Annotated in this window: 24 protein-coding genes; 11 read left to right on the top strand and 13 right to left on the bottom strand. The window is 56.4% G+C overall.

Going from position 1 to position 23,959, the window contains the following annotated elements:
- Nucleotides 1–4 precede the first annotated feature (4 nt).
- Nucleotides 5–622 (top strand): TetR/AcrR family transcriptional regulator, encoded by a 618-nt coding sequence (locus KGA69_RS18395; protein WP_020078793.1) that lies wholly within the window; start codon nt 5–7, stop codon nt 620–622.
- A gap of 67 nt (nt 623–689) precedes the next feature.
- On the opposite strand, the gene KGA69_RS18390 is transcribed toward KGA69_RS18395, so the two are convergent.
- Both KGA69_RS18390 and KGA69_RS18385 read right to left on the bottom strand, forming a co-directional pair.
- Nucleotides 690–1,166 carry a hypothetical protein gene (locus KGA69_RS18390; protein WP_045394405.1) on the bottom strand — a complete coding sequence of 159 codons (477 nt, stop codon included), beginning with the start codon at nt 1,164–1,166 and terminating at the stop codon, nt 690–692.
- Nucleotides 1,163–1,918, bottom strand: coding sequence for a winged helix-turn-helix domain-containing protein (locus KGA69_RS18385; protein ID WP_045394404.1), 756 nt, complete (start codon nt 1,916–1,918; stop codon nt 1,163–1,165). The genes KGA69_RS18390 and KGA69_RS18385 overlap by 4 nt, the downstream gene beginning before the upstream one ends.
- Nucleotides 1,919–2,220: 302 nt before the next feature.
- Here KGA69_RS18385 and KGA69_RS18380 point away from each other — a divergent pair, with 302 nt between their 5' ends.
- The 5 genes from KGA69_RS18380 to KGA69_RS18360 all read left to right on the top strand — a co-directional run bounded on the left by KGA69_RS18380 (nt 2,221) and on the right by KGA69_RS18360 (nt 8,066).
- A complete protein-coding gene (locus KGA69_RS18380) occupies nt 2,221–2,970 on the top strand; it encodes a fimbrial protein (protein ID WP_045394403.1) in 750 nt (249 codons plus the stop codon).
- Nucleotides 2,971–3,046: 76 nt separating this feature from the next.
- A complete protein-coding gene (locus KGA69_RS18375) occupies nt 3,047–3,553 on the top strand; it encodes a CS1 type fimbrial major subunit (protein ID WP_015366620.1) in 507 nt (168 codons plus the stop codon).
- 74 nt (nt 3,554–3,627) lie between these two features.
- Nucleotides 3,628–6,345, top strand: coding sequence for a TcfC E-set like domain-containing protein (locus tag KGA69_RS18370; RefSeq protein ID WP_213292554.1), 2,718 nt, complete (start codon nt 3,628–3,630; stop codon nt 6,343–6,345).
- A 1-nt stretch (nt 6,346) separates the two neighbouring features.
- A complete protein-coding gene (locus KGA69_RS18365; RefSeq protein WP_213292553.1) occupies nt 6,347–7,504 on the top strand; it encodes a CfaE/CblD family pilus tip adhesin in 1,158 nt (385 codons plus the stop codon).
- A 10-nt stretch (nt 7,505–7,514) separates the two neighbouring features.
- Nucleotides 7,515–8,066, top strand: a complete 552-nt coding sequence (locus KGA69_RS18360; RefSeq protein WP_047067504.1) for a LuxR C-terminal-related transcriptional regulator — start codon at nt 7,515–7,517, stop codon at nt 8,064–8,066.
- On the opposite strand, the gene KGA69_RS18355 is transcribed toward KGA69_RS18360, so the two are convergent.
- Nucleotides 8,049–8,972, bottom strand: coding sequence for a LysR family transcriptional regulator (locus KGA69_RS18355; RefSeq protein WP_063447087.1), 924 nt, complete (start codon nt 8,970–8,972; stop codon nt 8,049–8,051). The genes KGA69_RS18360 and KGA69_RS18355 overlap by 18 nt on opposite strands.
- 130 nt (nt 8,973–9,102) lie before the next feature.
- On the opposite strand from KGA69_RS18355, the gene KGA69_RS18350 reads away from it, so the two are divergent.
- Nucleotides 9,103–10,491, top strand: a complete 1,389-nt coding sequence (locus KGA69_RS18350) for an MFS transporter (protein WP_213292552.1) — start codon at nt 9,103–9,105, stop codon at nt 10,489–10,491.
- Nucleotides 10,492–10,534: 43 nt separating this feature from the next.
- Here the strand turns inward: KGA69_RS18350 and hpxK are convergent, their stop codons facing one another.
- The 7 genes from hpxK to hpxU form a co-directional block, all read right to left on the bottom strand.
- Nucleotides 10,535–11,761, bottom strand: a complete 1,227-nt coding sequence (gene hpxK, locus KGA69_RS18345; protein WP_063447089.1) for an allantoate amidohydrolase — start codon at nt 11,759–11,761, stop codon at nt 10,535–10,537.
- The gene (locus tag KGA69_RS18340; protein WP_213292551.1) at nt 11,758–12,999 is read right to left on the bottom strand and encodes a pyridoxal-phosphate-dependent aminotransferase family protein; all 1,242 of its coding nucleotides are present in this window, start codon (nt 12,997–12,999) and stop codon (nt 11,758–11,760) included. The genes hpxK and KGA69_RS18340 overlap by 4 nt, the downstream gene beginning before the upstream one ends.
- Before the next feature lie 14 nt (nt 13,000–13,013).
- Nucleotides 13,014–13,751, bottom strand: coding sequence for an amino acid ABC transporter ATP-binding protein (locus KGA69_RS18335; protein ID WP_045394384.1), 738 nt, complete (start codon nt 13,749–13,751; stop codon nt 13,014–13,016).
- Nucleotides 13,732–14,388: an amino acid ABC transporter permease gene (locus tag KGA69_RS18330; protein ID WP_047079255.1), complete on the bottom strand. Its 657-nt coding sequence runs from the start codon at nt 14,386–14,388 to the stop codon at nt 13,732–13,734. Before KGA69_RS18330 ends, KGA69_RS18335 begins: the two co-directional genes overlap by 20 nt.
- A complete protein-coding gene (locus tag KGA69_RS18325; protein WP_049059825.1) occupies nt 14,388–15,053 on the bottom strand; it encodes an amino acid ABC transporter permease in 666 nt (221 codons plus the stop codon). Before KGA69_RS18325 ends, KGA69_RS18330 begins: the two co-directional genes overlap by 1 nt.
- Nucleotides 15,054–15,062: 9 nt before the next feature.
- Nucleotides 15,063–15,848: a transporter substrate-binding domain-containing protein gene (locus tag KGA69_RS18320; RefSeq protein ID WP_045394380.1), complete on the bottom strand. Its 786-nt coding sequence runs from the start codon at nt 15,846–15,848 to the stop codon at nt 15,063–15,065.
- A 212-nt stretch (nt 15,849–16,060) separates the two neighbouring features.
- Nucleotides 16,061–16,900 carry a MurR/RpiR family transcriptional regulator HpxU gene (hpxU, locus tag KGA69_RS18315; RefSeq protein WP_063447090.1) on the bottom strand — a complete coding sequence of 280 codons (840 nt, stop codon included), beginning with the start codon at nt 16,898–16,900 and terminating at the stop codon, nt 16,061–16,063.
- Nucleotides 16,901–17,078: 178 nt separating this feature from the next.
- Here hpxU and hpxW point away from each other — a divergent pair, with 178 nt between their 5' ends.
- Genes hpxW through hpxZ form a run of 4 tightly spaced genes read left to right on the top strand, consistent with a single transcriptional unit; the run spans nt 17,079 to nt 20,641 of the window.
- The gene (gene hpxW, locus KGA69_RS18310) at nt 17,079–18,662 is read left to right on the top strand and encodes an oxamate amidohydrolase (protein ID WP_213292550.1); all 1,584 of its coding nucleotides are present in this window, start codon (nt 17,079–17,081) and stop codon (nt 18,660–18,662) included.
- A gap of 10 nt (nt 18,663–18,672) precedes the next feature.
- Nucleotides 18,673–18,861, top strand: coding sequence for an oxalurate catabolism protein HpxX (gene hpxX / locus KGA69_RS18305; RefSeq protein ID WP_015366605.1), 189 nt, complete (start codon nt 18,673–18,675; stop codon nt 18,859–18,861).
- The gene (locus KGA69_RS18300) at nt 18,858–20,255 is read left to right on the top strand and encodes an AtzE family amidohydrolase (protein WP_063447092.1); all 1,398 of its coding nucleotides are present in this window, start codon (nt 18,858–18,860) and stop codon (nt 20,253–20,255) included. The genes hpxX and KGA69_RS18300 overlap by 4 nt, the downstream gene beginning before the upstream one ends.
- Nucleotides 20,252–20,641, top strand: coding sequence for an oxalurate catabolism protein HpxZ (gene hpxZ / locus KGA69_RS18295; protein ID WP_063447093.1), 390 nt, complete (start codon nt 20,252–20,254; stop codon nt 20,639–20,641). Before KGA69_RS18300 ends, hpxZ begins: the two co-directional genes overlap by 4 nt.
- Nucleotides 20,642–21,433: 792 nt before the next feature.
- Here the strand turns inward: hpxZ and puuE are convergent.
- The 3 genes from puuE to KGA69_RS18280 are packed head-to-tail and all read right to left on the bottom strand — an operon-like array spanning nt 21,434 to nt 23,838.
- On the bottom strand, nt 21,434–22,366 hold the full coding sequence (gene puuE / locus KGA69_RS18290) for an allantoinase PuuE (RefSeq protein ID WP_045394367.1): 933 nt from the start codon (nt 22,364–22,366) through the stop codon (nt 21,434–21,436).
- Nucleotides 22,367–22,381: 15 nt separating this feature from the next.
- Entirely contained in the window at nt 22,382–23,122 is a 741-nt protein-coding gene (hpxA, locus tag KGA69_RS18285; RefSeq protein WP_213292549.1) for an allantoin racemase, read from the bottom strand.
- Nucleotides 23,122–23,838 carry a GntR family transcriptional regulator gene (locus KGA69_RS18280; RefSeq protein ID WP_015705421.1) on the bottom strand — a complete coding sequence of 239 codons (717 nt, stop codon included), beginning with the start codon at nt 23,836–23,838 and terminating at the stop codon, nt 23,122–23,124. Before KGA69_RS18280 ends, hpxA begins: the two co-directional genes overlap by 1 nt.
- Between the last annotated feature and the right edge of the window lie 121 nt (nt 23,839–23,959).

The raw sequence follows: 23,959 nt of genomic DNA, 5'->3' as shown, positions 1-23,959 counted from the left end.
ATTGATGGTCAATCAACGCGGGCGGCCGATGAAAGCTCGCCCTCGCATTTTGCAAACCGCGCGTGAGCTGTTTCTCCAGCACGGACTGGACGTGTCTTTGGATACCATCGCCGCCGAAGCGGGCACCACGCGTCCGACGCTGTACAGCCATTTTCCCGGTGGTAAAGATGCGCTGCTGCTGGAGACTTTTGCGTTTCTGAATGACACAATGCAGCCCCCCCTACGCCAGCTTTTACAGGAACGTCAGCAGGATTTTCCCGCGCTGCTGCACGGATTTGCAAACGTTGTGCAGCAGCACTTCTATGCCCCTGAGAACATCCATTTTCAGCGCTTACTGATCCAGGTTCTCGTGCAGAAACCCGAGCTATATGTCACGCTTGAGCAACGGCCCTCCGGTCGCGTACTGCAGGCACTCAGCGAGATCCTTGCGCAAAAACGAGACGAGGGACTGTTGACCATCAACGACCCGGAACTGCAGGCAACAGCGTTTCTCGGCGCAATTATGGGTTACCCGCTGCCTGGGGCGCTCATTGCACAAAAAGCAATAGATCCAAAAAGGCTGGAGCAACTTGCCGACTGCGCAATTGAGGGGTTTCTCAAAGCATGGGGGTACAAGCCGTAATGCTTTGCCACAACTATCTGAAAAAACAAGGAGAATACCTGAGGTACTCTCCTTGTTTTATAGGTGGTTAATCAGCTCGACATATATAAGTGGGATAATGCCGGTCCTGGATCAGCCACACCGAAGGCGCAACCTCGGAGATGGTAAGATAGTAACGGGCGGTTGGATTGGCGAAGCTTCCCCATTGCTCATCGGGCGTGTTGTCATTGTGCCTGCGCCAGGTTTTGGTGTAGCTCAATACCACCACTTTATCATCATCCCGCCGCGACCAGATAAAATCGACATCTCTGTCAACAATCATACTCTGGCCATTTGCCCAGGCAGCCCCTTTGTAGGCGGTCAGACCAGTACCGTCGCGGTGAAAATAGAACTGAGCAACTGTATTAACCCGCACTTCACTGGCCTTCCCTTCATTGCGCGTAAAATTAAATAGGGTACTGCAGGCCAGTACATCACGTTTACCAACTCCGGTAGAACAGTAATAAAGCGCCAATCCGCCACCGAGCAGAAAAATACCGAGGCCACAGAAAACTTTAATTTTCATTTTTCTGCTCCACTTTTATAGCGAATGGTTTTACACAAACTGGCTTTATTGATCGGGCATGCGCCGATAAACACTTCATCCGCAGCGACCAGGGAAAAACGAGCGCTGAAATAATAGACGCTGTACTCCTCGCGCTGGCACGCTACGTTGTTTTTATCCAGCAACGCGGCCAGTTTCGATAATACCAACGGCCGCCCATGATCGTTAATAAGCCAGATGCTACATTTAGCGATTTTTTGCTCAACCGGCTTTAGCTTTATCGGCGTCGTTATATTCTGTTGTTGGCGAATAATTATACCAATACCGAATACCGACGCTAATAATGCCGTGAATACCAGCCACCATTTCAGACGTCGTGGTTGCTTCCTCTTTTCAGCGTTTTGTCGCTGGGGTTGAGGTTCGCTTGCGTAAGCGTTTTGCGCTGGTTGAAAAATAACATCCGCCTCAAACCGGAAACCATAGCGTGGTATGGTCACAATCAATTCATGATGTTCTCCCAACGCCTGGAAGCTTTTGCGTAACTCACTTATCGCTTTGTTGAGATTATTTCCCGAAGGTGTGAAACCGAATTCCTGCCACACGCGGGTAATCAACTCCTCACGGCTAAGTTCGCTTCCTTTATGACGAATAAATTCCTGTAACAGACGCACGGCGGGCGCCGAAAGCGTTAATACGGACTCAGGCTGTCCAACAATACTTAATGTGTGAGCTTCAGGATCAAATAACAACGAATTGTTGCATATAAAAAACATATTTCATTCTCGGCTGTTGCCGCTTGCTTTTTATCCCTGTAACTGCAGGCAAGAAATCCCCTTCTGAATTAGCTTATTTTTTCATCAGTAGGAATTTTCTCCCCATCCTGGGTTGCGGCATTTTCTTTTAACTATACAACTTTAAAGCCTGGATTGCAGGATAAAGAACTGTATTTTTTAAGTTAACTAATACAAATTTTCACAACCTGCTGTTCCGGTTAAAGTTTCCCTGTCCTGAAGCAATACGAAAGCAGACGGTGTCGTGGTGTAAAAACGCCGTACATGAACTCAGAGCAGGCAGAATGAATGTGAAAGTAAAAAACAGAGTAAACAAGTCCACTGCGCTTTATCTCGCTGCCCTGTCGATGTCATTTTTCGCAGAAATGACACAGGCTAATATGAGCGTTTACCCGATGGAACTTAACGTCGACAGTTCCGGGACGGCCCAAATCAGAGTGGCCTCTAAAAGCGATGATATTCAGTTCATTCGGGTGAGGCAAAAGAAAATTCTTAATCCGGGTACGCCACAGGAAAAAGAAGTTGAGATGGCAGCCTGGAAAGACGGTGGCGTTGTCGTTACCCCTGAAAAATTCGCCTTAGCGGCAGGCGCTTTACGTATCGTGAGGCTGGTATCTCTGACGCCGCCAGAAAAAGAGAGTACCTGGCGCGTTTATTTTGAAGGGGTAAAACAGCCGGATAGTATTCTGCCCGCAGCATCCGCGGGAACGCCGGCTTCGGCCAAACTCGGCGTTAACGTTATCTGGGGAGCATTGGTTCATTTGGCGCCGGAAAAGCCGGTGGTTTCTCTGCGAATAAATCCCGCAGCTGGAACTTTAAAAAATGACGGCTCTTTGCGGGTACCGCTGAAAGAAATTGGCGCTTGCGATGTTAATGATAAATGCAGGTGGTTTAAAGAAGATGCGACTATTTATCCGGACACCGAGCGAAAATTAAAAGTGCTCACTCAGGTTCGTGGCCAAAAATATAAATTCCGCTATTTCAACTGGATTAATAAAACAGCTGAAGAAGCCGACTTACCCGTCGTGCAATAACACGACATCACTGTCAAAACCACGTGTGGTTTGTTTAAAGAGCTAATGGAGCTCGTTTATAAATATGGAGATATCAATGAAGAAGTATATTAAACCTCTGATGATCGTTGCTGCGATGTCGACTGCGTTCAGCGCAATGGCTATTCAGAAGGATATTACGGTTAATGCCAACGTAGATTCCCAATTGGATATGACCCAGGCCGATAATACGCCATTACCAGCCAGCATCGATATGCAATATCTGCCGGGCCGTGGGCTGGAAAGCTACCGTCTGAATACCAAGATCTGGTCGAACTCAGCCACCAGCAACGTCAAAGTGCGTCTGGTTAGCGCAGCGAATCTGACCAATGAAGATGGCGCCGAAACGGTACCGATGACCGTAAAACTGGGCGATAAAACCCTGAATACCACCGATGCTGAATTCACCGGTAGCGAACTGTTCCCGGGCAGCGTTGAAAACGGTTCTGCGGTCCTGCCGCTGACCATCTCTCAGACCACAAAAGGCATTCTGAAAACCGGTCAGTACAGCGGCGTGGTGAGTCTGATGCTGACTCAGGCGACCACCGCGGAAGGTGGCGCGTAACCCCACAATACGTATAAGGAAGTACATCAGAGGGCGCCTGCCCTCTGATGTCAGGATGACGTCGAGGCTCGTTCATGGCTTTTCACAGAAATGCTCTTCTTTTTGTCGTTTTGTTACCCGCTTCCGTTCAATTAGCCAGCGCCACTATCGTCGTACCTGCGGGCTTTGAGGATCTGGCGAAAACGCAGCGCCTGTGGACAGAAGTGAGTCTGTATGGCACTTCGCTTGGCCTGTTTGAAGCCGATATTACGCTTGAAACGGTAACCTTCGTGGCGCCGGAAACGCTTGTCGCGGCAATTAAACGTCAGTTCAACGATGATCCTGCCTTGATCGCCTCGGTGACCGGCGCCCTTTCCTCTCCGCTTGCGCGTAACGGCAATCTCGCCTGCAGCAGCAATGGTTCCGCGCCGGGTTGCGATTTTATCGACACCAAAAGCGTGGCCCTGATTTATGACGAGAATAACGCGCGCATAAACCTGTTTTTCGACAGGCGGTATCTACCCAAACAAACGGCGGAAAATCAGTGGTATCAGCCTACGCGTAATACCGAAAACGCGCTGATCCACCAGCAAAATATCAACTTCGTGGCCGATGAAAACTATCAGTCGATGACCGTGCAGGGAAACGGCGCGCTGGCCATGACTGAGAATGGGTATTTTAACCTCGACTGGACCTGGCTTGGGCAGCGCTCTCGCCATCAACAGCAGCAGGAGATCACGGTCAATAATGCCTGGTTCCGTCAGGATCTGTGGCATGAATATTACGTTCAGTTAGGTGAAATGGATACGCGCGATCTCTTCAGCGCGGCCGGCGGCAATATCAACCTCAGCCAGCTACCGCTTGGAAAAATTCGCGGTCTGCGTACCGGCTCGACGCGAGCGTGGATCAACCCCGTTCAGCAGTCCAGCGGAACGCCCATTACCGTGCTGCTTTCCCATGACGCGCGTATAGATGCCCGTAGAGGCAATCAGCTGCTGGCCAGTTTTTATCTTAATGCCGGGGCGCAAACCCTGGATACCCGTTCGTTTCCGGACGGGAGCTATACCGTGACGCTGGCGATTTATGAAAACAACCGCCTGACCCGCACCGAGCAGGTTCCGTTTACCCGCACCGGCATCACGCCATTCGACCGCGTCGAGTGGTTTATGCAGGCCGGTGAAACCGATAACGACGATATGAGCGACGAACGCAGCGCCGTGGTGCAAGCGGGTATTCGCCTGCCTGTAACTTCTACGCTGGCGGTCACCAGCGGCGCAACGGTGAAAAAGAACCAGCGTTTTCTGGAGAGCGCGGTCGACTGGAGTCGCGGATTCAATACCGGCCCCATCGATGGCGTCCTCAGCACACGCTTTAGCTACCTTTATGGCAGCCAGGGCCAACGCGGCAATATCCAGCAAATCAGCTACAACGATGGCTTTTCACTAAGCTTCTATCGTAATGCCTTATCGGCTGATAACTGTGACTCCAGCAGTACCGGGTTCGATGCGGTGAATGGTTGCTACCGAAGCCTCTCGGTAATGTTCTCCGTTCCTGTCGGCTCGTGGTATGCCAACCTCGGTTATTCCGATAACCGCAATGAAGGTCGCTATGTTTCGCGGCGTGAATTACCGAATACTGACGATCGGCGCGACAACGGTTTGCCCTGGGAATCGGTGTATATGACCCGCACCCGCTCGCAGGCATGGCAGGCCGGACTGAGCAATTCGTTCAGCACCCGCGGGCTGAATATCAACAGCAGCATAAACCTGTTTATGCGTAACGATCATTCTGGTGATGGCAAGGATAAAGGCGGCTTCCTGAGCGTAAGCCTGTCGCTGGCTCATAACCGTCAGGGCGATGCTTCCAGCTACACTTCCGTGGGGGCCACGTGGCAACAGCAGAAGCATGAAAAGAATCAGCTCAACTATAACATCGCGCACAACTGGTACACCGATGCGCGCGGTGAAAACGAATATGGTCTCAACGCTTCCGGTATTAATAGCGACTCGCTAAATACTTCGGCCTATACCCGTCAGGGCGGCCGTTTTGGTAACGGAAGTTTGACCGTCAGCGATTCGTGGGATCGCCAGGCTCATCGCCACCGGTTCAGCAGCAGCGGTAACTACAGTTCTACGCTGGCGTTATCTCGTTCTGGTCTGTGGTTTGGCCGCTGGGGTGACGGACGCCCGGCGTCAGCCATTGCGGTCAACGTCGCCACGCCGGAAGCATCTCCTGATTCCCGCATTGCCGTTTCGCTTGATAACAGCGGTAGCGCCGATATCCCGGCAAACGCCCGCGCGCTGTTCGCCCTGCCCGGCTATCAGCAAACCACGCTCACTATTAATGAGTCGACGGACATTTCCCACGGCGCCAACAGTGAAATTACGCAGGGGTCGGGAAGCAGAACGGTATTTATGGTGCCAGGAAAAATGCTGCACAGAGAGGTGCAAACCACCACGCGTTACACCTGGCTTGGCCAGTTGACCGATGAACAACACACGCCGTTTATCGGCGGCATGCCGCTCAACGTCAGCGGCTGGAGCGATTTAGGTAATGGCGGCTTTAGCGCGGAAAGCGACAGCCTGATCCAGTCGCTCTATCTGGTGAAACAACAGCAGTTTTACCAGTGCGCGCTGAAGGTGAAGACCATGCGTGACGTCGTGCGTTATGTCGGCACGGTGACCTGCGAAGAACTGACTTATTCCGCGTTACCGGAAACCGTGCAGCAGCAGGCGCAATTACTGCTGGCTGGCCGTACGCCGGCGGTCAGCCCAACGGCGATGAATAACTCTACTCTCTCTACAGGAAAATGATGTGATAACGCGTCTTTTGATTTTACTGCTTGCCTGCATCTGTTTTGCCAAGGCTCAGGCCGGTAGTCCCGCCGGCAGAAATACCAGCGTGGCGTTCGCCTTCGATCGCCAGTCTCCTCCTGCCCGGTTGGATATCTGGCTGCACGAGTCCGGCGGTTATGATTCCAGCGATCCGCAAAAATGGGGACGAAATACCCTGACCTGCCAGTCGCGTACCGATACAACCTATGGCGCCTGCATGACCGCGCCGGTATGGTTTTCGGCAAACCCGGCCGCGCCCTATCCGATAAACCTGCGTTTTACCCACGCAATAACCAACAAAACGGTGGACGTAAAAGTCTATGGCGAACACCGTATGTTTATCAATAACAGAACCTTTGTTTTCGCCAGCTACGTAACGGGCGGTACAGTAGATTTGCCAGCCTGGAACAGTGCGCCCTATTTTGATTTTTACATCGTTCGTAGCGAATTAAACAAACTCGATCAGGCCGGTATCTGGACGGCAACGCTGAAACAGAATTTGCGTGAATGGGGCACCGCCGACTGCAACGGCAACTTTAATGACGTCAATGTTGGCTGCCCAGGCTACCTCACTCTTGCTAACTGGCAGGCAAACCTGCGTATTGAGGTGGTCGACCCGGGCAATCAGCAGATTTACTTACCGGCATTTCCGCACTCCACGCCGGTGGTGAACCTCAACCTCACCAATTTCCCAGGCAGACCCGGCGGCAGTGAGATTAAGGGCGAAAACTCGCTGGATATGTGCCTCTATGATGGCAACAACAGTTCCAGCTCGCGGGCGTTTCTACGCTTTGAAGACGATGGACTTGACGCGGCCGGGCGTGCCGAAGGGGCGTTCTCCATCCGGCGACGGGGGGGCAGCCAGACAGATCCAAGAGATCGTCTTGATTATCAGGTGCTGGTGACCAACCCGACCACCGGCGCAACTGAAGTTGCCGCTAACGGTAAAACGTTGACCTGGGAGGGCACCAACAATCGCCGCTATTTGCGCCAGGTTGTCCTGCCGGGCGGCCGCGAAAGCGTGTTATGCATCCCGGCGCCCATTACCCTGAAAACACCCGCCTTTGCCGCCAGCAGCAAAAACGCGGGTGACTATACCGGTACGTTACGCGTTATCTATACCCCCAGTACGTTATAAAGAGGCTACTGTGAGCTACGTTGTTCTTGATAATAATCGCTTTTATGCGGAGGGGCTGCGCTACGCCCTCCTCCGTCGTAACGTTAAGACGGAAGTGCATAGCGGCACGGTGCAGTGGCAGCCCTTACTGTTAGAGAGCACCACCCTTGTTATTCGCTGCCGTTTCTCCATCAGTGGTACACATCAGTCGCTGGTTGATATTTTGCTTACCCTTGAGGCCCATTGCTGGCAGGGTACGGGCTATCTGGTGTGTAATGAAAAAAGCTGGGGGCTGGCCACCTATCTGCGCAAGCGCTTTGAAACGTTAACGTTGCATATCATTGATGACCGGATTTCCGTTGCGGATGCCGCCTGGCTGTTATCTAAAGAGCCAAGGCGGATCCGCACCCTGCGCTGCTGCCTGACCGAGATGGAATTTAACGTCCTCGACAGACTGGTTAAGGGGCAGTCGGTAAGATATGTCGCGCATATGACGAAGATGAGTGAAAAACAGGTCTCGACCTATAAATGTAATGCGCTGAAGAAACTCAATGCGAATAATCTTCTACAGCTTCTGGTGTAACGACTTGTCCATGCGGCATATCGCCACTATTTTCTCTCTAAGCCAACGGTGAGCGGGATCGCGTTCCATTCTCGGATGCCACATCTGCGAGACGGTGAGCCGCCGGCTTTTAAAAGGCAGTTCAAAAAGATGCACCTGGTCAACTACCTGCTGATTGACTAAATAGAGGGCGGGGATCATAGCGATAAGATCCGATTGCAGCGCCACGGAAAGCGCGGTCGGAAATCCGGGTACGACGCTGGCGATTTTGCGTTTCATGCCGAGTTCGGCCAGTACATCATCGACGGACCCGTGCAGCGTACCTTCTGGTGAGGCCACCACATGACCCCAGGCAACATAATCCGCCACGGTTATCTCTGTCAGGGCGGCCAGCGGGTGCCCCTTACGCACCACCCCCACAAACCGATCTTCAAATAGCCGTTGCAGACGGATTTCAGGCCCCATATTGCTCTGGACGCCAATCTCCAGATCAACCAGTCCTTCCCGTAGATAGCGTGACGTTTTTTCAGGCTTAGGCGCAAAGCGTAAACAGACGTTGGGCGCGGCTTCGGCTACCGCCGCAATCAGCGAAGGGCCAAACGCCACCACAAACCCATCGTTTGCCCTGATGGTAAAAAGACGCTCCAGATTTTGCACGTTGAGCGCTTCGGCCGCTGGCTGCAGCACCGCTTTTGCCTCGAAGACCGCGCGACGGGCGCGATCGCGGGTCGCCTCCGCCCACGGCGTCAGCACCATGTTACGCCCGGCGCGAACCAGGATCGGATCTCCGGTGACGTCGCGTAACCGGCTTAGCGTGCGGCTCATGGCTGACGTACTGAGATTCAAACGACGTGCCGCGCCCGCCACGCTGGCTTCGTTCAGTAATACGTCGAGTGCAATCAATAAATTAAAATCGGGGTCTGACATGACCATCACTCCTGGAACATTCAGATAAGGCGTTTCATGCAACTATAGAGTGTAAATGGTGCGCCTTCCGCCCGGTAAAAGCCATCTTTATAGTTTCGTCATCCAGATATCCTCTGCAGGAGACAACACGATGACACTTTTTTCCAGCCAACCTGGCGATGACGGGCTGCCAGGCCCGGCGCGAGCGCGGGTCATGGCCGCGGTAATGACCACCACGTTAATGGGTGTCTTTGATGGCACCATGGTAAACATTGCCCTGCCGTCGATGGTGCAGGAACTGCAGGCATCATCCAGTACCGCCGTCTGGTTCGCCAACGGGTATCTGCTGGCGGCGGCGATGACGCTGGCGATATTCGCCGCGCTGGCGGCGCGTTTCGGCTACCGCCCGGTGTTTCTGGCCGGACTGACGACATTTATTCTGGCATCAGCAGGTTGCGCGCTGGCGGCGACGCCTGAGCTGCTCATCAGCATGCGGGTGCTGCAAGGGATCGGCGGCGCGGCAACGCTCAGTATCGCGCCCGCCATATTGCGCTCCGTTTTTCCCGGACGACTGCTGGGGCGGATTCTCGGGATACACGCCCTGCTCATCGCTTCAAGCTCCGCCATCGGGCCGGTGCTGGGCGGCACGATCCTGCATACCTTGAGCTGGCAATGGCTGTTTGCAATAAACGTGATCCCCGGCACCGTCGCCTTACTGCTGGCGGTCAGAGCGCTACCGCGGCCGGCAGTTGGCGGGCAAGCCGCTTTTGATACGCCCGGAGCGATATTGTCGGCGCTGCTATTGGGTTCAACGATCATGGCGGCGAATAGCTTGCAGAGCGCTTCGCAGCATATCGATAGTTTGTACTGGACGTTGCTCGCGGCGATAAGCGGTACCGCCTTTATCTGGCGTATCCGGCGTACGAACAACCCGCTGCTGCCGCCTGCGATGTTTAAGAATGAACGTTTTACCCTTTCGGCCTTTACGTCGCTGATCGCCTTCGTAAGCCAGGGGATCACTTTTATTGCGCTGCCGTTCCTGTTCCAGAACGAGTATGGCTATAGTCCGATGCTCTCGGCGCTGCTGTTTACTCCGTGGCCATTAGGGATAGTGCTGATCGCGCCGCACGCCGGCCGTTGGGCGGACTCAATCTCTGCTCCGCTCATCTCGACGCTGGGATTGATGATTTTTGTCGCGGGTTTAATCCTGCTGGCGATGCTGCCCGCTACGCCCGCCGCGTGGGATATCTGCCTGCGGAGCCTGGTATGCGGTATTGGCTTTGGCTGCTTCCAGAGCCCGAATAACCGCGAAATGCTGTCAAACGTGAGTCGCGAACAGGCGAGCTATGCCTCGGGCGTTTTATCTATCATGCGCACATTCGGGCAGTGTCTGGGCGCCGCCTTGATGGGCGTACTGTTGGCAAAAGACGAAAGCGCCGTTCATATTGCGCTGTGGATCGCCGCCGCGGTCTCGGCGTTGTCGGCGGCCGTTAGCGCCAGCCGACTGCGGAAAATAGCTCTTCCTGCGGGAGCGGGATAAGTCTGCGGCGCATCCCCGACAAGAGGATGCGCCCGTTATTGCTTTACCCGGCAAGTTTTATCACCGCCCGGCTGAAGGCATCAATCGCCAGTTCGACATCGGCTTCGCTGACCGATTCCGCCGGATGGTGACTAATTCCCCCTTTACAGCGCACAAACAGCATCCCCACCGGCCAGCGCTCCGCGACAGCAATCGCATCATGTCCGGCGCCGCTTGGCAGCGTCAACGCCGCGCCCTGTACCTCGCATACCGCTTCGGCAATCACCCCCTGTAATCGCGGATCGCAGGTGGTTGCCGCAATGCGATAGAACTCCTCAGCGGCAAACTGCAGGCCGCGACGCCCGGCAATCTCTGCGGCTGACGCCAGCAATGAATCCAGTAATGCATCCAGCGGTTGATCCTGCGGACCGCGGATATCAAGAGTCAATGCGACTTCGCCGGGAATGACGTTAACCGCCCCCGGCGAGCAGCGCAATGTCCCGACGGTAGCGACCAGGTTGCCTCCCTGCTGGCGCGTTGTGCTCTCAATACACAGCATCCACTCCGCGGCGGCGGCAAGCGCGTCGCGGCGCTGGTCCATCGGCACCGTGCCGGCATGACCCGCCTCGCCGGTAAAACAGCAATTGAGGCGCCGCGCGCCGTTGATCGCCTCGACCACACCGAGTGCCGAACCGGCCTGTTCCAGTCGCGGACCCTGCTCGATATGCAGCTCCAGATAGGCGGAAAAATCTTCCGCCGGGCGCGAGGCTGAATGGACGCGTGATGGATCCAACCCGGCGTTGACCATCGCCTGCGCCAGGCTAATGCCTTCGGCATCATACTGGTCCAGCCAGGCATGTGGCCAGCTTCCCGTCAGCCCCTTGCTGCCCAATAGCGTGATACCAAAGCGTGTTCCTTCTTCATCGCAGAAACCGACGATTTCGATGGCCTGCGCCAGTCGGCGCTCCTGATTATGTAAGCTCTGCACCACTTCGATGGCGGCTAACACCCCCAACATGCCATCATATCGCCCGGCGTTGCGTACCGTATCGAGATGCGATCCAAGCAAAATCGCCGGCGCCCCTTCTTCACGGCCTTCATAGCGCCCGCAAATATTACCGACGCTGTCCTGCCAGACGAGCATGCCTGCCTGGCGCATCCAGTGGCCAACCTGCTGATTAGCTTCAAGATGCTGTGGCGAAAGGTAAACCCGCGTCAGGCCTTCCGGCGTTTCGCTTATCGCCGCCAATCTCTCAGCCCTCGCCATCACTCGCGCTGCGGCCAGGTTCATAGCGGTTTCTCGCTGCGATAATGATCCCACGCCGCCTGCATGGCTGCCCCTTGCGTGGTGGGGAATTTCAGGTAATTGAGTACTGATTCCAGCGCGCTGAGGGTAGTCATGACGCAATCTTTGCGCGCGTTGTAACCCATTGTGCCTATACGCCACACTTTGCCGTGCAGCGGGCCGAATGAGGTGCCAATTTCAATGGCGAAATCTTCCAGCATCAGTTGGCGGACCTGGTCGCCATTAATGCCCTGCGGGATGATCACGCCCAATACGTTATTCATTTTGTGTTGCAGGTCGCCAAAGATTTCCAGACCCATCGCCTGAATACCTTTCACCAGCGCGTCGCCGTGCAGTTTGTGGCGGGCAATGCCGTTATCGAGCCCTTCCTCAAGAATCAGACGCGCGCATTCGCGGGCGGCGAACAGCGCGGATGTCGCTTCCGTATGGTGGTTAAGGCGTTCTGGCCCCCAATAATCCATCACCATCCCGAGATCGAAATAGTTGGAGTAAACCATCTCATCGACGCCATCAAGGTGTTCGGCGGTACGGATCCCCTGCTCAACGCATTTACGTCGACGGATAGCCTCTTCCATCCGCGGGCTCAGGGTAATGGGCGAGGTGCCGGAGGGGCCGCCGAGACACTTTTGCATCCCCGCCGATACCGCATCCAGTCCCCAGGCATCGGTCTCCAGCGCATTGCCGCCCAATGAGGCGGTGGCGTCGGTATAAAACAGCACATCATAACGACGGCAGATCTCGCCCAGCTCCGCCAGCGGCTGCAACATGGTGGTCGAGGTGTCTCCCTGTACCGTCAGCAGCATACGTGGACGCACCCGTTTGATCGCATCTTCAATCTGCTCGGGAGAGAACACTTCACCCCACGGCACCTCAATGGTATGCACTTCCGCCCGGCAGCGGCGGGCAATTTCACATAACAGATGGCCAAAGCGGCCAAATACCGGCACCAGCACTTTGTCGCCGGGGCGGATCGCGGAGATCAGAATGGCTTCAATCCCCGCTCGTGACGTGCCATCCACCAGCATGGTCCAGCGGTTGCTGGTGCGGAATACCCCGCGGTATAACGCCATGACTTCGTTCATATAGTGCGTCATAGCCGGATCGTATTGGCCGATAAGCTGGCTGGACATCGCGCGCAGTACGCGCGGGTCGGCGTTGATCGGCCCCGGCCCCATCAGCAGACGATGCGGAGGATTGATTTGTGAAAATTGAGCGATATCCATCGTAGATTCCTTTATTAATTCAGTCCGCGCACGGAGGAGATAAATTGTTTGAGTTCATTGGTTTGTGGCTGGCTAAACAGCGTTTTGCTGTCGCCCTGCTCCCAGACTCGCCCCTGATGCATAAACACCACCCGGTCGCCGACTTCACGGGCAAAATTCATTTCATGGGTAACCAGAATCAGCGTCATTCCTTCCGCGGCCAGCTGTTCCAGCACTTTGAGCACCTCGCCCACCAGTTCCGGATCCAGCGCGGAGGTGATTTCGTCACAGAGTAAAACTTTTGGCGACATCGCCAGCGCGCGGGCGATAGCTACCCGCTGCTGTTGCCCGCCGGAGAGGCTGGAGGGATAGAAATCCAGCCGATCGCCAAGCCCGACTTTTCCCAGCATTTGCTGCGCCAGTTCGCGGCACTCGGCAGGCTTTTTTTTCAATACCCGCCGCGGCGCCAGCATCACATTTTCCAGCGCCGTCATATGCGGAAATAAATTGAAGTTCTGGAATACCATGCCAACGGAGCGGCTAATCTCCCGCGCCTGCGAGTCACGATCGGTAATGGTCATGCCGCCGAGCTTAATACTGCCTTCCTGGTACCCCTCCAGCCCGTTAATGCAGCGCAATAAGGTGCTTTTCCCCGAGCCGCTTCGGCCGATGATGGAAATCACTTCGCCCATATTGATATCGAGATCGACCCCCTTCAGCACGTGATTATCGCCGTAGAATTTCTGCACCTGATTAATGGTGATGAGCGGCATTGAATTTATTCTCCAGATAGCGGCTGTAACGGGACAGCGGATAACACAAGATGAAGTAGCCCAGCGCGACCAGCGCGAAAACCTTAAACGGCTGATACGTCACATTGGTGAGCATGGTGCCAGCCTTGGTGAGCTCGACGAAACCGATAATCGACGCCAGCGCGGTGCCTTTTATCACCTGCACGGCGAAACCCACGGTGGGAGCGATGGCAATCCGCACCGCCTGTGGCGCCACTACGCGACATAACGTCTGGGTGAAATTTAATCCCAGGCAACGCGATGCCTCCCACTGTCCTTTCGGCAAGGCCCGGATACTGCCGTACCAGATATCCAGCAAAAAGGCGCTGGTATAGAGGGTCAGCGCCAGCGCGGCGGCGGTCCACGGCGACACATCGATCCCGAATAACGCCACGCCGAAAAAGGCGAGAAACAGCTGCATCAGCAATGGCGTCCCCTGAAATAGCTCGATATAGCCGCGAATGAGGCGCTGCCCCCAACGTTTTCCCCGCAGGCGCAGCAGCAACAGCGGTAATGTCACCAGCGCGCCGCCAATAAAAGCCGTCAATGACAGCAGCACGGTCCAGCGTCCGGCCAGCAGCAGATTGCGTACGATGTCCCAGTCGGTAAAGGTTGTCATCATGCCTGCACCCTCAGCCATTTACGTCCAGCCGCCATTAGCAGCTGGCGCATCGCTATCGATAACGCTAAATAGAGACCGGTCGTCACCAGATACACCTCGAAGCTCAAAAACGTTCGCGATTGAATTAAGTTGGCGGCAAAGGTCAGCTCTTCATAAGAGACCTGCGATACCACCGACGATCCGAGCATCACGATAATGCACTGGCTCACCAGCGCCGGATAAATACGCTGCAACGCCGGCGGCAACACCACCTGAATAAAGGTCTGACTCCGGCTGAGCCCCAGTACCCGGCCGGCTTCCCACTGCCCTTTTGGCGTCACCTGGATCCCGGCGCGGACAATCTCCGTACTGTAGGCGCCCAGGTTGACGATCATCGCCAGTAGCGCCGCTTCGCCCGCCGTCATCTTCAACCCCAGATTCGGCAGGCCGAAAACAATAAAGAACAGTTGAACCACGAACGGCGTATTGCGGATAACCTCAACGTAAGCCCCCCATATCCGACTCAGCCAGCTTGCCCGCCCGCTACGCAGAGCCGCGCCGACGATCCCGATGGCCAGGCCGCCGAGTGTGGCGAGTACAGTGAGTTGGATAGTGACCCAGAGTCCCGCCACGAGCTCCGGCCAATAAGGCCAGAGCGCGGAAAAATGTAATTGCTCCGTCATCGCCGTACCTTAAGCGGCAAAGTCGCTGGGCAACGGCGCTTTCAGCCACTGCTGTGACAACGTATTGAGGGTGCCGTCCTTAATGCCCTGCGCGATTAAGGCATTCACCTTTTCCTTCAGCGCCGGTTCATTCTTTTTCAGGCCAATCACGCACGGTGAATCCTTAAGCATAAAGTTGGCGACCGGGGCTTTCGCCGGGTTTTGCCGCGAGATAGCCGCCACCACCAGGTTACCCGTCGCTACGTATTGCACCTGACCAGAAAGCCAGGCCGACAGCGTGGTGTTGTTATCTTCGTAACGCTTAATCTGCGTCGCTTTCGGCGCAATGCTGGTCAGCACCATATCTTCCACCGCGCCGCGGGTCACGCCGATACTCTTACCGCTCAGTTCGGCCGCATCTTTCAGGGTACTGCCCTGCGGGCCGAAGACGCCAAGGAAAAACGGCGCGTAGGGTTGGCTGAAATCGATGACCTTTTCCCGCTCGGCGTTCTTACCCAGGCTTGAGATCACCAGATCCACTTTATCGGTCTGCAGATACGGTACCCGGTTGGCGCTGCTCACCGGAACCAGCTGTAGTTTTAGCTTCATCTGCTTTGCCAGATAGCGGGCCATATCGATGTCATACCCCTGTGGCTGGAGATCGGTGCCGACGGAACCAAACGGCGGGAAATCCTGGGGAACGGCGACGCGGATCACGCCGCGTTTTTCAATATCCTGGAGTTGGTCCGCGCGTGCGGCGGTGATTTGTGTTAACAGACAAGCGGCCCCGGTCAGCGCGATCAGCAGTTTTTTCATCATCATTCCCCGTTACGTTAGTATGAAACAAAAGATTCTTTAAATAAACTTCTGCAACTAATGTGCCAGATGCGGACAAAACAAATTTGCGCCGGTTAATCGGCTTTTAGCGGGAAATGACGGGAATATTAACCATAGCGGTAAGAAGAATTGGATTTCTTCTTACCGCATTTTGGCACTAAAAAGGTGCAAAGCACCAGCATGACTCCCCATTATCGTTGTTCAAGCTCATCCAGTTGTTGGTATAACGTAGCGATGTCATGAATGCGCGGGCGACCGCTATCGAGAATTTCATGTAGCAAGGCGTTGGCCAGCAGGTTGATAAGACTATTGGCCGACGCGTAGCTGTCGAAAGCCGACACGCTGTCCAGCGGGGCGCAGAGCCGCCAGCGCGCCAGAGGAAACAGGCTATGCGCCTGCGGCTCGCAGATTAGCAGCTGCGGAACTCCCCGCTGTTGCAGTTGCTGCATCAATGGGCGAATAATTCGCGGCCGACGGCGAAACGCCATCACCACCACCATATCTTCCGCGCTTAAATCGACCAGTTCTTCACTTAGGCTTTGCCCCGGTTGCGGCAGCACCACCACTTGCCCGCGCGCCTGCAGTAACTGCTGACGTAGATGCAACGCCAGCGGCCAGGAGTTACGCATGCCAATAATGACGATGCGCCTGGCTTTCACCAGTGCGTTAATGGCTTCGGCAAACTGCCGGGCATCCAGCGCGTTCACCCACTGCGTCAGGTTTGCCATCTCCTGCTTATAATGCCGCGCCAGCAAGGTATTACCCTGCACCGCCTCGCGATGATCGGTCAACGGCATCCCGCTCTGGCGTAACGTGCGCAGTTCATCGCGCATATCGCGATACTTTTCATACCCCAGCCGTTTAAACAGGCGGCTTACCGTCGCTTTAGATACCCCGCTCAGCTGGGCCAGCTCGGCGCTGTTGTAGCTAATCAGGTCATCAAAGTGGTCGACAATGAAATCCGCCACCCGCTGCTCCTGGGGTGACAACGACGCATATTGCGCCTTCAGCCGTTCATCGAGTTGTTCCATAGCGCCTCTGTAACTTTTGTTTCACTGAACTATACCGCTAACCCCCTTCACAATGCATGCCACAATGAGAAAAGACAAACGGCCGCCGCATCATTGAAACTTTCTTTTCAAAGTGGAACAGCTTTTGCACGGACAGCGTTTGCAGCAGTGGCTGCACGATTCGTTACGAGGATAATTTATGCAGAGTCATTTCTCGACCCAGGGGATGGCGGTCGCCCCCCATCATCTGGCTAGCCAAAGCGCGCTGTCCGTGCTGCGCGAAGGCGGAAGCGCAATAGAAGCGATGGTCGCCGCCGCCGCAACCATCGCGGTGGTCTATCCGCATATGAATGGTTTAGGCGGCGATGGGTTCTGGCTGATCGTGCCGCCGCAGGGCGATCCGATCGCCATTGACGCCAGCGGCGCCGCTGGTTCACTGGCGACGCCGGAAGCCTATGCCGGGCTAACGCACATCCCGCATCGCGGCCCGCAATCCGCTCTGACCGTCGCCGGCACCGTCAGCGGCTGGGATGAGGCGCTGAAAGTTTCACAATCCCTGACCGGTAAATCACTACCGCTTTCGCGCCTGTTACAGGACGCGATTGGCTATGCCGATAACGGTATTCCGGTGACCGCGTCACAAGCCAGCGCCACCGCTGTAAAGTTAGATGAACTTCAGCGCCAGCCGGGCTTCGCTGAGACTTTTCTGGTCAATGGCCGCCCTCCTGAAAGCGGCAGCCGCTTTTGTCAGCCTGCGCTGGCCTCCACGCTAAAACGGCTGGTTGCGGAAGGGCTCGATAGTTTCTATCGCGGCTCGCTGGCGGAACAACTGGCGGCCGGCATGGCCCGTTACGGCCTGCCTATCACGCTTGACGATCTGCGCCAGCATCGCGCGCGCCGCCCGCAACCACTGCGGCTACAGCATCAACACGGTGAGTTATGGAACCTGGCGCCGCCGACGCAGGGGCTGGTGTCGCTGGCCATCCTCGGCATCACTGACCGGCTGGCGATGGAGCAGGCCGACGATGCGCAGACCATCCACCGTATCGTGGAAGCGACAAAACAGGCCTTTAGCCTGCGCGATAAACATATTACCGACCCGCTGCATCTGGACGTGGATATTCAAAGTTTGCTGTCCCCGCAGGCGTTACAACCGCTGGCGGAGAAGATCGACGACCAGCGCGCCGCGCCATGGGGCGCAGGCAAAGGCCCCGGCGATACCGTCTGGATGGGCGTGATGGACAGTAGCGGGCTGGCGGTCTCCTTTATCCAGAGTCTCTACCATGAGTTTGGCAGCGGCGTGGTGCTTCCGGACAGCGGTATTGTCTGGCAAAACCGCGGCGCGTCGTTCAGCCTCGACCCGGCGCATTTGCTGGCGCTGGCGCCCGGCAAGCAACCCTTCCATACCCTTAATCCCGCCGCCGCACGCCTGAACGATGGGCGGGTGATGGTTTATGGCTCAATGGGCGGCGACGGCCAGCCGCAAACCCAGGCGGCGCTGTTCACCCGTTATATCCTGCAGAACGTCCCGCTTCAGGAGAGTATTTCTCGTCCGCGCTGGCTCCTTGGGCGCACCTGGGGACAGACCTCGGACTCACTAAAAGTGGAAGGTCGCTTTGCGCCGCAAACCCTCGCCCGACTCAGGGAACTGGGGCATGAAGTTGAGGTACTGGCCGACTTCAGCGAGGCCATGGGACATGCCGGGGCCATTGTCCGCCATCCTGACGGCCTGTTTGAAGGCGCGTCTGACCCGCGCAGTAACGGCACCGCCGCTGGCTATTAGGAGGAGAAGCATGAAACAAACCGAAAAAGAGTGGCGCGACTGGCTTCTACAGATGGAACAGATCCTCGCCCTTGAACTGGATGAATCGCGCCGCGCTGAGCTGCTGGCGCAATTTCGCCGCATTGCCGATATGGCTGAACCGCTGATGGCCTATCCGCTCGATCAGCGTCTGGAAATCGCCGGAGTGTATAAAGCATGAAGCTACATCAGATGACCATTGCCGACATTCAGCAGTCGCTGAGTCGCGGTGAATTTAGCGCCAGAGAGCTGGCTCGCCTGACGCTTGATGATATTGCGCAAAGTAACCCGCGGCTCAACGCCTGGACGACAGTCACCGGGAAACGGATGCTCGACGAAGCGGACGCTATTGATGCCCTACGGCGAACGAATCAGCCGCTGCCTGCGCTGGCAGGGGTTCCCTACGCGGTCAAAAATCTGTTTGATGTCGCGGGGGAAACCACCCTCGCCGGCGCGCAATTGTTCAGCGATAACCCGCCTGCCCGCGTCGATAGCTGGGCGGTAAGTCAGATCCATAGCGCAGGCGGCCTGCTCAGCGGGATGCTGAATATGGACGCCTATGCTTACGGTTTTACCACGGAAAACAGCCACTATGGCGCGACGCGCAATCCGCACGATCTTAACCGCATTGCCGGCGGCTCCTCCGGCGGCTCAGCGGCGGCGGTCGCCGCCGGATTGGTTAATTTCTCGCTCGGTAGCGACACCAATGGTTCGATTCGCGTTCCGGCATCCCTGAGCGGGATTTTTGGTCTCAAGCCAACCTTCGGCCGCCTGTCGCGTGCCGGCAGCCACCCTTTTGTTCCCAGCCTCGATCATATTGGTCCGTTTGCCCGCACGGTAGAGGATTTAGCCACAGTTTACGATGTTCTGCAGGGGCGAGACGTCAACGATGGGTTTCAGGCCGAACGCGGCGTCGCCCCTGCCACGCCGCATCTACGATATGGCCTCCAGGGGCTGCGTTGCGCGGTTTTAGGCGGCTATTTCAGCCGCTGGTGCGATGACGATGCCCGCGCGGCGGTGGCTCGCGTCGCCCGTTATCTCGAAGCCTCTGAAGAGTATCTCTTCCCCGAAGCGGAGCTGGCGCGCGCTTCTGCGTTTATCATTAGCGCTTCTGAAGGCGGAAACCAGTACCTGCCAGCCTTACGGCGCGAGCCGGAACGCTTTGAACCGCACTCGCGCGAACGTCTGCTGGCGGGCGCGATGATCCCTTCCGCGTGGTACCTGCAGGCGCAGCGCTTTCGTCGCCACGCTCAGCAGCAAGTCGCGTCGCTATTCACCCATGCCGACGTGCTCATCGCCCCGGCAACACCATGCAGCGCGACGCTTATTGGTGAGCAGACGATGGAGATCAACGGCGAGTCTTTACCGATACGCGCAAGCATGGGCATGCTTACTCAACCGATCTCGTTCATCGGTCTGCCGGTGGTGACCGTCCCGCTTCGTTCCACGACGGGGCTGCCTGTCGGGGTGCAGTTAATTTCCGCGCCGTTTAATGAACAGGCCTGTCTGCGCGCCGCCTATGCGCTGGAAGCGATGGGAGTAACCGATTCTCGTCCGGTGGGGGTAGCCGCATGATCGCATCGCAAGACATCAATCTTCCGCAAGTGGTTGCCGAAGTTACGGCGGCCTTTTATCGCTATGAACAGGCGCTGGTGAGTAACGATATCGCGGTGCTGGATGCGTTGTTCTGGCACGATACGCGCACGGTTCGCCTCGGCGCCGGAGAGAATCTGTATGGTATTGATGAGATCCGCGCTTTCCGCGCCGCGCGCCCTGCCGCAGGGCTTGCGCGGGAGTTACGCCATACGGTGATCACCACCTATGGAGAGGATTATGCGGTATGCAGTACCGAGTTCACCCGTGAAGGCAGCGATCGTATTGGCCGTCAGCAGCAAACCTGGGTGCGGTTTTCCTGCGGCTGGCGTATCGTTGCCGCGCATGTCAGTTTGATGGGGCATTGATGCCGTAGTCGCCCCCTGCTTGCGCTGCGCTTAGCAGGGCTACCAACTCACAATGGCACGGATCGTAGGCCGGATAAGGCGCAGCCCCATCCGGCGCGAAAGTGGTTCTTTACCCGCGGTTATTGCCCGGCGGCGCTACACTTACGTGGGCCTACAGATCACATGCCGGCGTAGATACTGTTATCGATTTGCAACGGTTTTGGTCTGGGAAAAACATGTGCTTTGTGTTAATTCTGAGCACATTGCGCTCCCGGTTAATTTTTTCCGCAATATGTTTTCCGTGGCGCTGGGAGCGCACAGAGGGCGGCCAGTCGCCGCCGCCCTCTGTACTCCCGGGCTCTGGCCGCCAAAATCGCCACTTCGTGGTTCCTTCGACTTATCCCGGCAGGCTCCGGGTCGGGCCGAGGCAGCATCCCTGCAAATCACGGCCCTCAGCCCGCATCCATGCGGGCTGCCCCGGCCTGCCGGGAACGTCTCAGCGATTTTGAGGCCACCAACACCGCAGTTTCAGTAGCCATTTACAAGATAGAGATCTTAAGCTCACAACGGTACGGACCATAGATACTGTTATCGGTTTGCTACTTTTTTAAGGGGTTTTCCCGGACGCGGCGCGTTGCGCCTTCTCCGGGCTACCAAATCGCAAAGCGCTGTAGCCCCGGTAAGCGGCAGCGCCACCGGGGATTTTGAGGCTACCAACACCGGCAGTATAAATTAACGGCAGGCCGCACGGACCGTAGGTCGGGTAAGGCGTTAGCCGCCACCCGACAAAACAACGGCGCAATGGGCCTGCCGCTATGGCTGGTACGGATGCACCTGCCGCCAGTGGTCGGCAATCTGCTGGCGGGTACAAATCCACACGCGCTCATGCTGCTGCACGTAATCAAGAAAACGTTGCAGAGCGCGGAAGCGCCCAGGGCGCCCCAGCAACCGGCAGTGCATGCCGATAGACATCATTTTCGGCGACGTTTCGCCTTCCGCGTACAGCACATCAAAGCTGTCTTTCAGATAGGTATAAAACTGTTCAGCGGTATTAAACCCCTGAGCGGTGGCAAAGCGCATGTCGTTGGCATCGAGCGTGTAAGGCACGATGAGATGCGGTTTACGCTGCTCGTCGGCGCAAGGCACTTCCGTCCAGAACGGCAAATCATCGCCATAATAGTCGCTGTCGTAATCAAATCCGCCATGTTCCACCACCAGTTGCCGGGTGTTAGGGCTATCGCGACCGGTATACCAGCCGGTGGGCGGTTTGCCAAACAGGTCGGTCAGCACCTGCACCGCTTTATGCAGATGGTCACGCTCCTGTTCAATCGCCATATGCTGATAGTGGATCCAACGCCACCCGTGGCTGACCACATCATAGTTGGCCGCTTTGATCGCCGCGACGATATCCGGATGACGCGCCAGCGCCATCGCCACGCCAAACACCGTTAACGGCACCCCCCGCTCCTGAAAGGCATGATGGATACGCCAGAAGCCCGCGCGGCTGCCATATTCATACAATGAGTCCATTGACATATGGCGGTCAGGGTAGCTGGCAGCGCCGATGATATCGGAGAGAAACTGTTCGGAACCCGCATCGCCGTGCAGGACGTGATTCTCGGCGCCCTCTTCGTAATTAAGCACAAACTGTACCGCGATACGCGCCTGATTTGGCCACTGCGCGTGCGGCGGCTTTCCCGCATAGCCGCGCAAATCGCGCGGATACGATTCTGCTGCTGGTATCATCTCCCACCCCCTCATTTAATCATTAAACACGGCAAATTTACCGCTAAGCGTTTTACGTTCCGGATAGGCTAAATCACCGTGCTTGCTGGTTGTCAGCCCGAGCGACACCAGAGATTCAACCATCTTCACCGCCGCGCTGACGCCATCAATAACGGGTACCTGAAGTTCCCGGGTCAGTTGCTGCGCCAGGGTCGCCATGCCGCCGCAGCCCAGCACGATAGCGCCGCAGCCGTCCTCCTTTAGCGCCTGAATACAGCGGGCGCGTACTTTTTCCTGCGCCACACCGCTGCCATCTTCCAGTGCCAGCACCGGTAGATCGATCGCATGCAGACCGGCGCAATGGTCATGGAATCCATACTGATGTAGCAGGTGGCGAGCGATAATCAGCGTGCGCGGCAAGGTAGTGACCACCGAGAAGCGGGTAGCGACCAGCGTCGCCATATGCATCGCCGCTTCGGCAATACCAATAACCGGCCCCTGGGCCAGTTCACGGGCGGCCAGTAGTCCCGGATCGCCAAAACAGGCGATGACATGGCCGGAAACGCCCTGCCGCCGTCCGGCTTTAATCTGCTCCAGCACACCGACGGCGGCGATGGCTTCGTCAAAATGCCCTTCAATCGACGGCACGCCGTCCGGTGGACAGACCGCGAGAATATCGGTTCCTGGCGACGCCGCGGCGCGGGCCGCCTCGGCGATGGTTTGCGTCATACCGGGATCGGTATTGGGATTGATCACTTGTATACAGATGGTGGACATTACCGCTCCTTATAGCCGGCGAATAGCCGGGCGAAATCGGGAACCGACTCCCCCGTGCGGGAAAAACATAAACTGGCGACGATGTGTTCAAAGTGATGATTTAGCGCCTCGGTCAGCGCGGTCAGCGCTTTTTCGCGCAGCAGGCCGACAAGGCGCTCGTGGTCATCGCAGCGGCACCCTTGCCGCCACGGCGCGCCCCAGGCGGCAATCACCAGCGATGAGCGTTGACTGAGCCGGGTGACCATCTCCGTTAGCACCTGGTTGCCGGAAATGGCCTGTAACTGAATATGAAAATTAGCGGAATGGCGGATAGCCGCCGGGCCATCATAGGCCTCATGCGCCAGTTGCTCCTGCTGAATAATGGCTTCCAGCGCCGCCAAATGCGGAGGCTGGCAGCGTTGCAGTACATCCGGCAGATTCGCCACTTCCAGTAGCGCGCGGGTGCGGAATATTTCCCGTGCCTCGTCGACCGTCGGACTAGCGACCTGTGCACCACGTTTGGGCGTTAATGTCACCATTTGCACAGCGGCGAGTCGTTGCAGCGCTTTGCGTACCCCCGTGCGGCTGACGCCGAACACCTCCGCCAGCGCCTCTTCCGGCAATTTGCTGCCCGGCAGCAGCTGTTGCTCGACAATCGCGGTCAGCAAGGCTTCGTAGATAGACTCATCCTTGTCATGCAGTCCGGCTGCGGCCTGCAGCGGATTTTCATTGCCCATTGGTCTACTCCACTTTCCATTTTGATATCAAATCGTATACATAAAATAAATATTTTGTATACAAGATTAACCATTCTGGCCTGAATCCTGCAACGCCTTCCGCTATCAACGGCACAACGTT

The sequence above is a fragment of the Klebsiella sp. A52 genome (assembly GCF_018388785.1).
GTDB lineage: Bacteria > Pseudomonadota > Gammaproteobacteria > Enterobacterales > Enterobacteriaceae > Klebsiella > Klebsiella aerogenes.
Note: the sequence above shows the minus strand (reverse complement) of the source record. Positions and strands in the feature narration are given on the sequence as shown.

What these genes read in the sequence shown, in the direction of transcription:
- KGA69_RS18395 (WP_020078793.1), top strand. Translation starts at nt 5, where the DNA reads ATGGTCAATCAACGCGGGCGGCCGATGAAAGCTCGCCCTCGCATTTTG.
- KGA69_RS18390 (WP_045394405.1), bottom strand. Translation starts at nt 1,166, where the DNA reads ATGAAAATTAAAGTTTTCTGTGGCCTCGGTATTTTTCTGCTCGGTGGC.
- KGA69_RS18385 (WP_045394404.1), bottom strand. Translation starts at nt 1,918, where the DNA reads ATGTTTTTTATATGCAACAATTCGTTGTTATTTGATCCTGAAGCTCAC.
- KGA69_RS18380 (WP_045394403.1), top strand. Translation starts at nt 2,221, where the DNA reads ATGAATGTGAAAGTAAAAAACAGAGTAAACAAGTCCACTGCGCTTTAT.
- KGA69_RS18375 (WP_015366620.1), top strand. Translation starts at nt 3,047, where the DNA reads ATGAAGAAGTATATTAAACCTCTGATGATCGTTGCTGCGATGTCGACT.
- KGA69_RS18370 (WP_213292554.1), top strand. Translation starts at nt 3,628, where the DNA reads ATGGCTTTTCACAGAAATGCTCTTCTTTTTGTCGTTTTGTTACCCGCT.
- KGA69_RS18355 (WP_063447087.1), bottom strand. Translation starts at nt 8,972, where the DNA reads ATGTCAGACCCCGATTTTAATTTATTGATTGCACTCGACGTATTACTG.
- KGA69_RS18350 (WP_213292552.1), top strand. Translation starts at nt 9,103, where the DNA reads ATGACACTTTTTTCCAGCCAACCTGGCGATGACGGGCTGCCAGGCCCG.
- hpxK (WP_063447089.1), bottom strand. Translation starts at nt 11,761, where the DNA reads ATGAACCTGGCCGCAGCGCGAGTGATGGCGAGGGCTGAGAGATTGGCG.
- KGA69_RS18340 (WP_213292551.1), bottom strand. Translation starts at nt 12,999, where the DNA reads ATGGATATCGCTCAATTTTCACAAATCAATCCTCCGCATCGTCTGCTG.
- KGA69_RS18335 (WP_045394384.1), bottom strand. Translation starts at nt 13,751, where the DNA reads ATGCCGCTCATCACCATTAATCAGGTGCAGAAATTCTACGGCGATAAT.
- KGA69_RS18330 (WP_047079255.1), bottom strand. Translation starts at nt 14,388, where the DNA reads ATGACAACCTTTACCGACTGGGACATCGTACGCAATCTGCTGCTGGCC.
- KGA69_RS18325 (WP_049059825.1), bottom strand. Translation starts at nt 15,053, where the DNA reads ATGACGGAGCAATTACATTTTTCCGCGCTCTGGCCTTATTGGCCGGAG.
- KGA69_RS18320 (WP_045394380.1), bottom strand. Translation starts at nt 15,848, where the DNA reads ATGAAAAAACTGCTGATCGCGCTGACCGGGGCCGCTTGTCTGTTAACA.
- hpxU (WP_063447090.1), bottom strand. Translation starts at nt 16,900, where the DNA reads ATGGAACAACTCGATGAACGGCTGAAGGCGCAATATGCGTCGTTGTCA.
- hpxW (WP_213292550.1), top strand. Translation starts at nt 17,079, where the DNA reads ATGCAGAGTCATTTCTCGACCCAGGGGATGGCGGTCGCCCCCCATCAT.
- hpxX (WP_015366605.1), top strand. Translation starts at nt 18,673, where the DNA reads ATGAAACAAACCGAAAAAGAGTGGCGCGACTGGCTTCTACAGATGGAA.
- KGA69_RS18300 (WP_063447092.1), top strand. Translation starts at nt 18,858, where the DNA reads ATGAAGCTACATCAGATGACCATTGCCGACATTCAGCAGTCGCTGAGT.
- hpxZ (WP_063447093.1), top strand. Translation starts at nt 20,252, where the DNA reads ATGATCGCATCGCAAGACATCAATCTTCCGCAAGTGGTTGCCGAAGTT.
- puuE (WP_045394367.1), bottom strand. Translation starts at nt 22,366, where the DNA reads ATGATACCAGCAGCAGAATCGTATCCGCGCGATTTGCGCGGCTATGCG.
- hpxA (WP_213292549.1), bottom strand. Translation starts at nt 23,122, where the DNA reads ATGTCCACCATCTGTATACAAGTGATCAATCCCAATACCGATCCCGGT.
- KGA69_RS18280 (WP_015705421.1), bottom strand. Translation starts at nt 23,838, where the DNA reads ATGGGCAATGAAAATCCGCTGCAGGCCGCAGCCGGACTGCATGACAAG.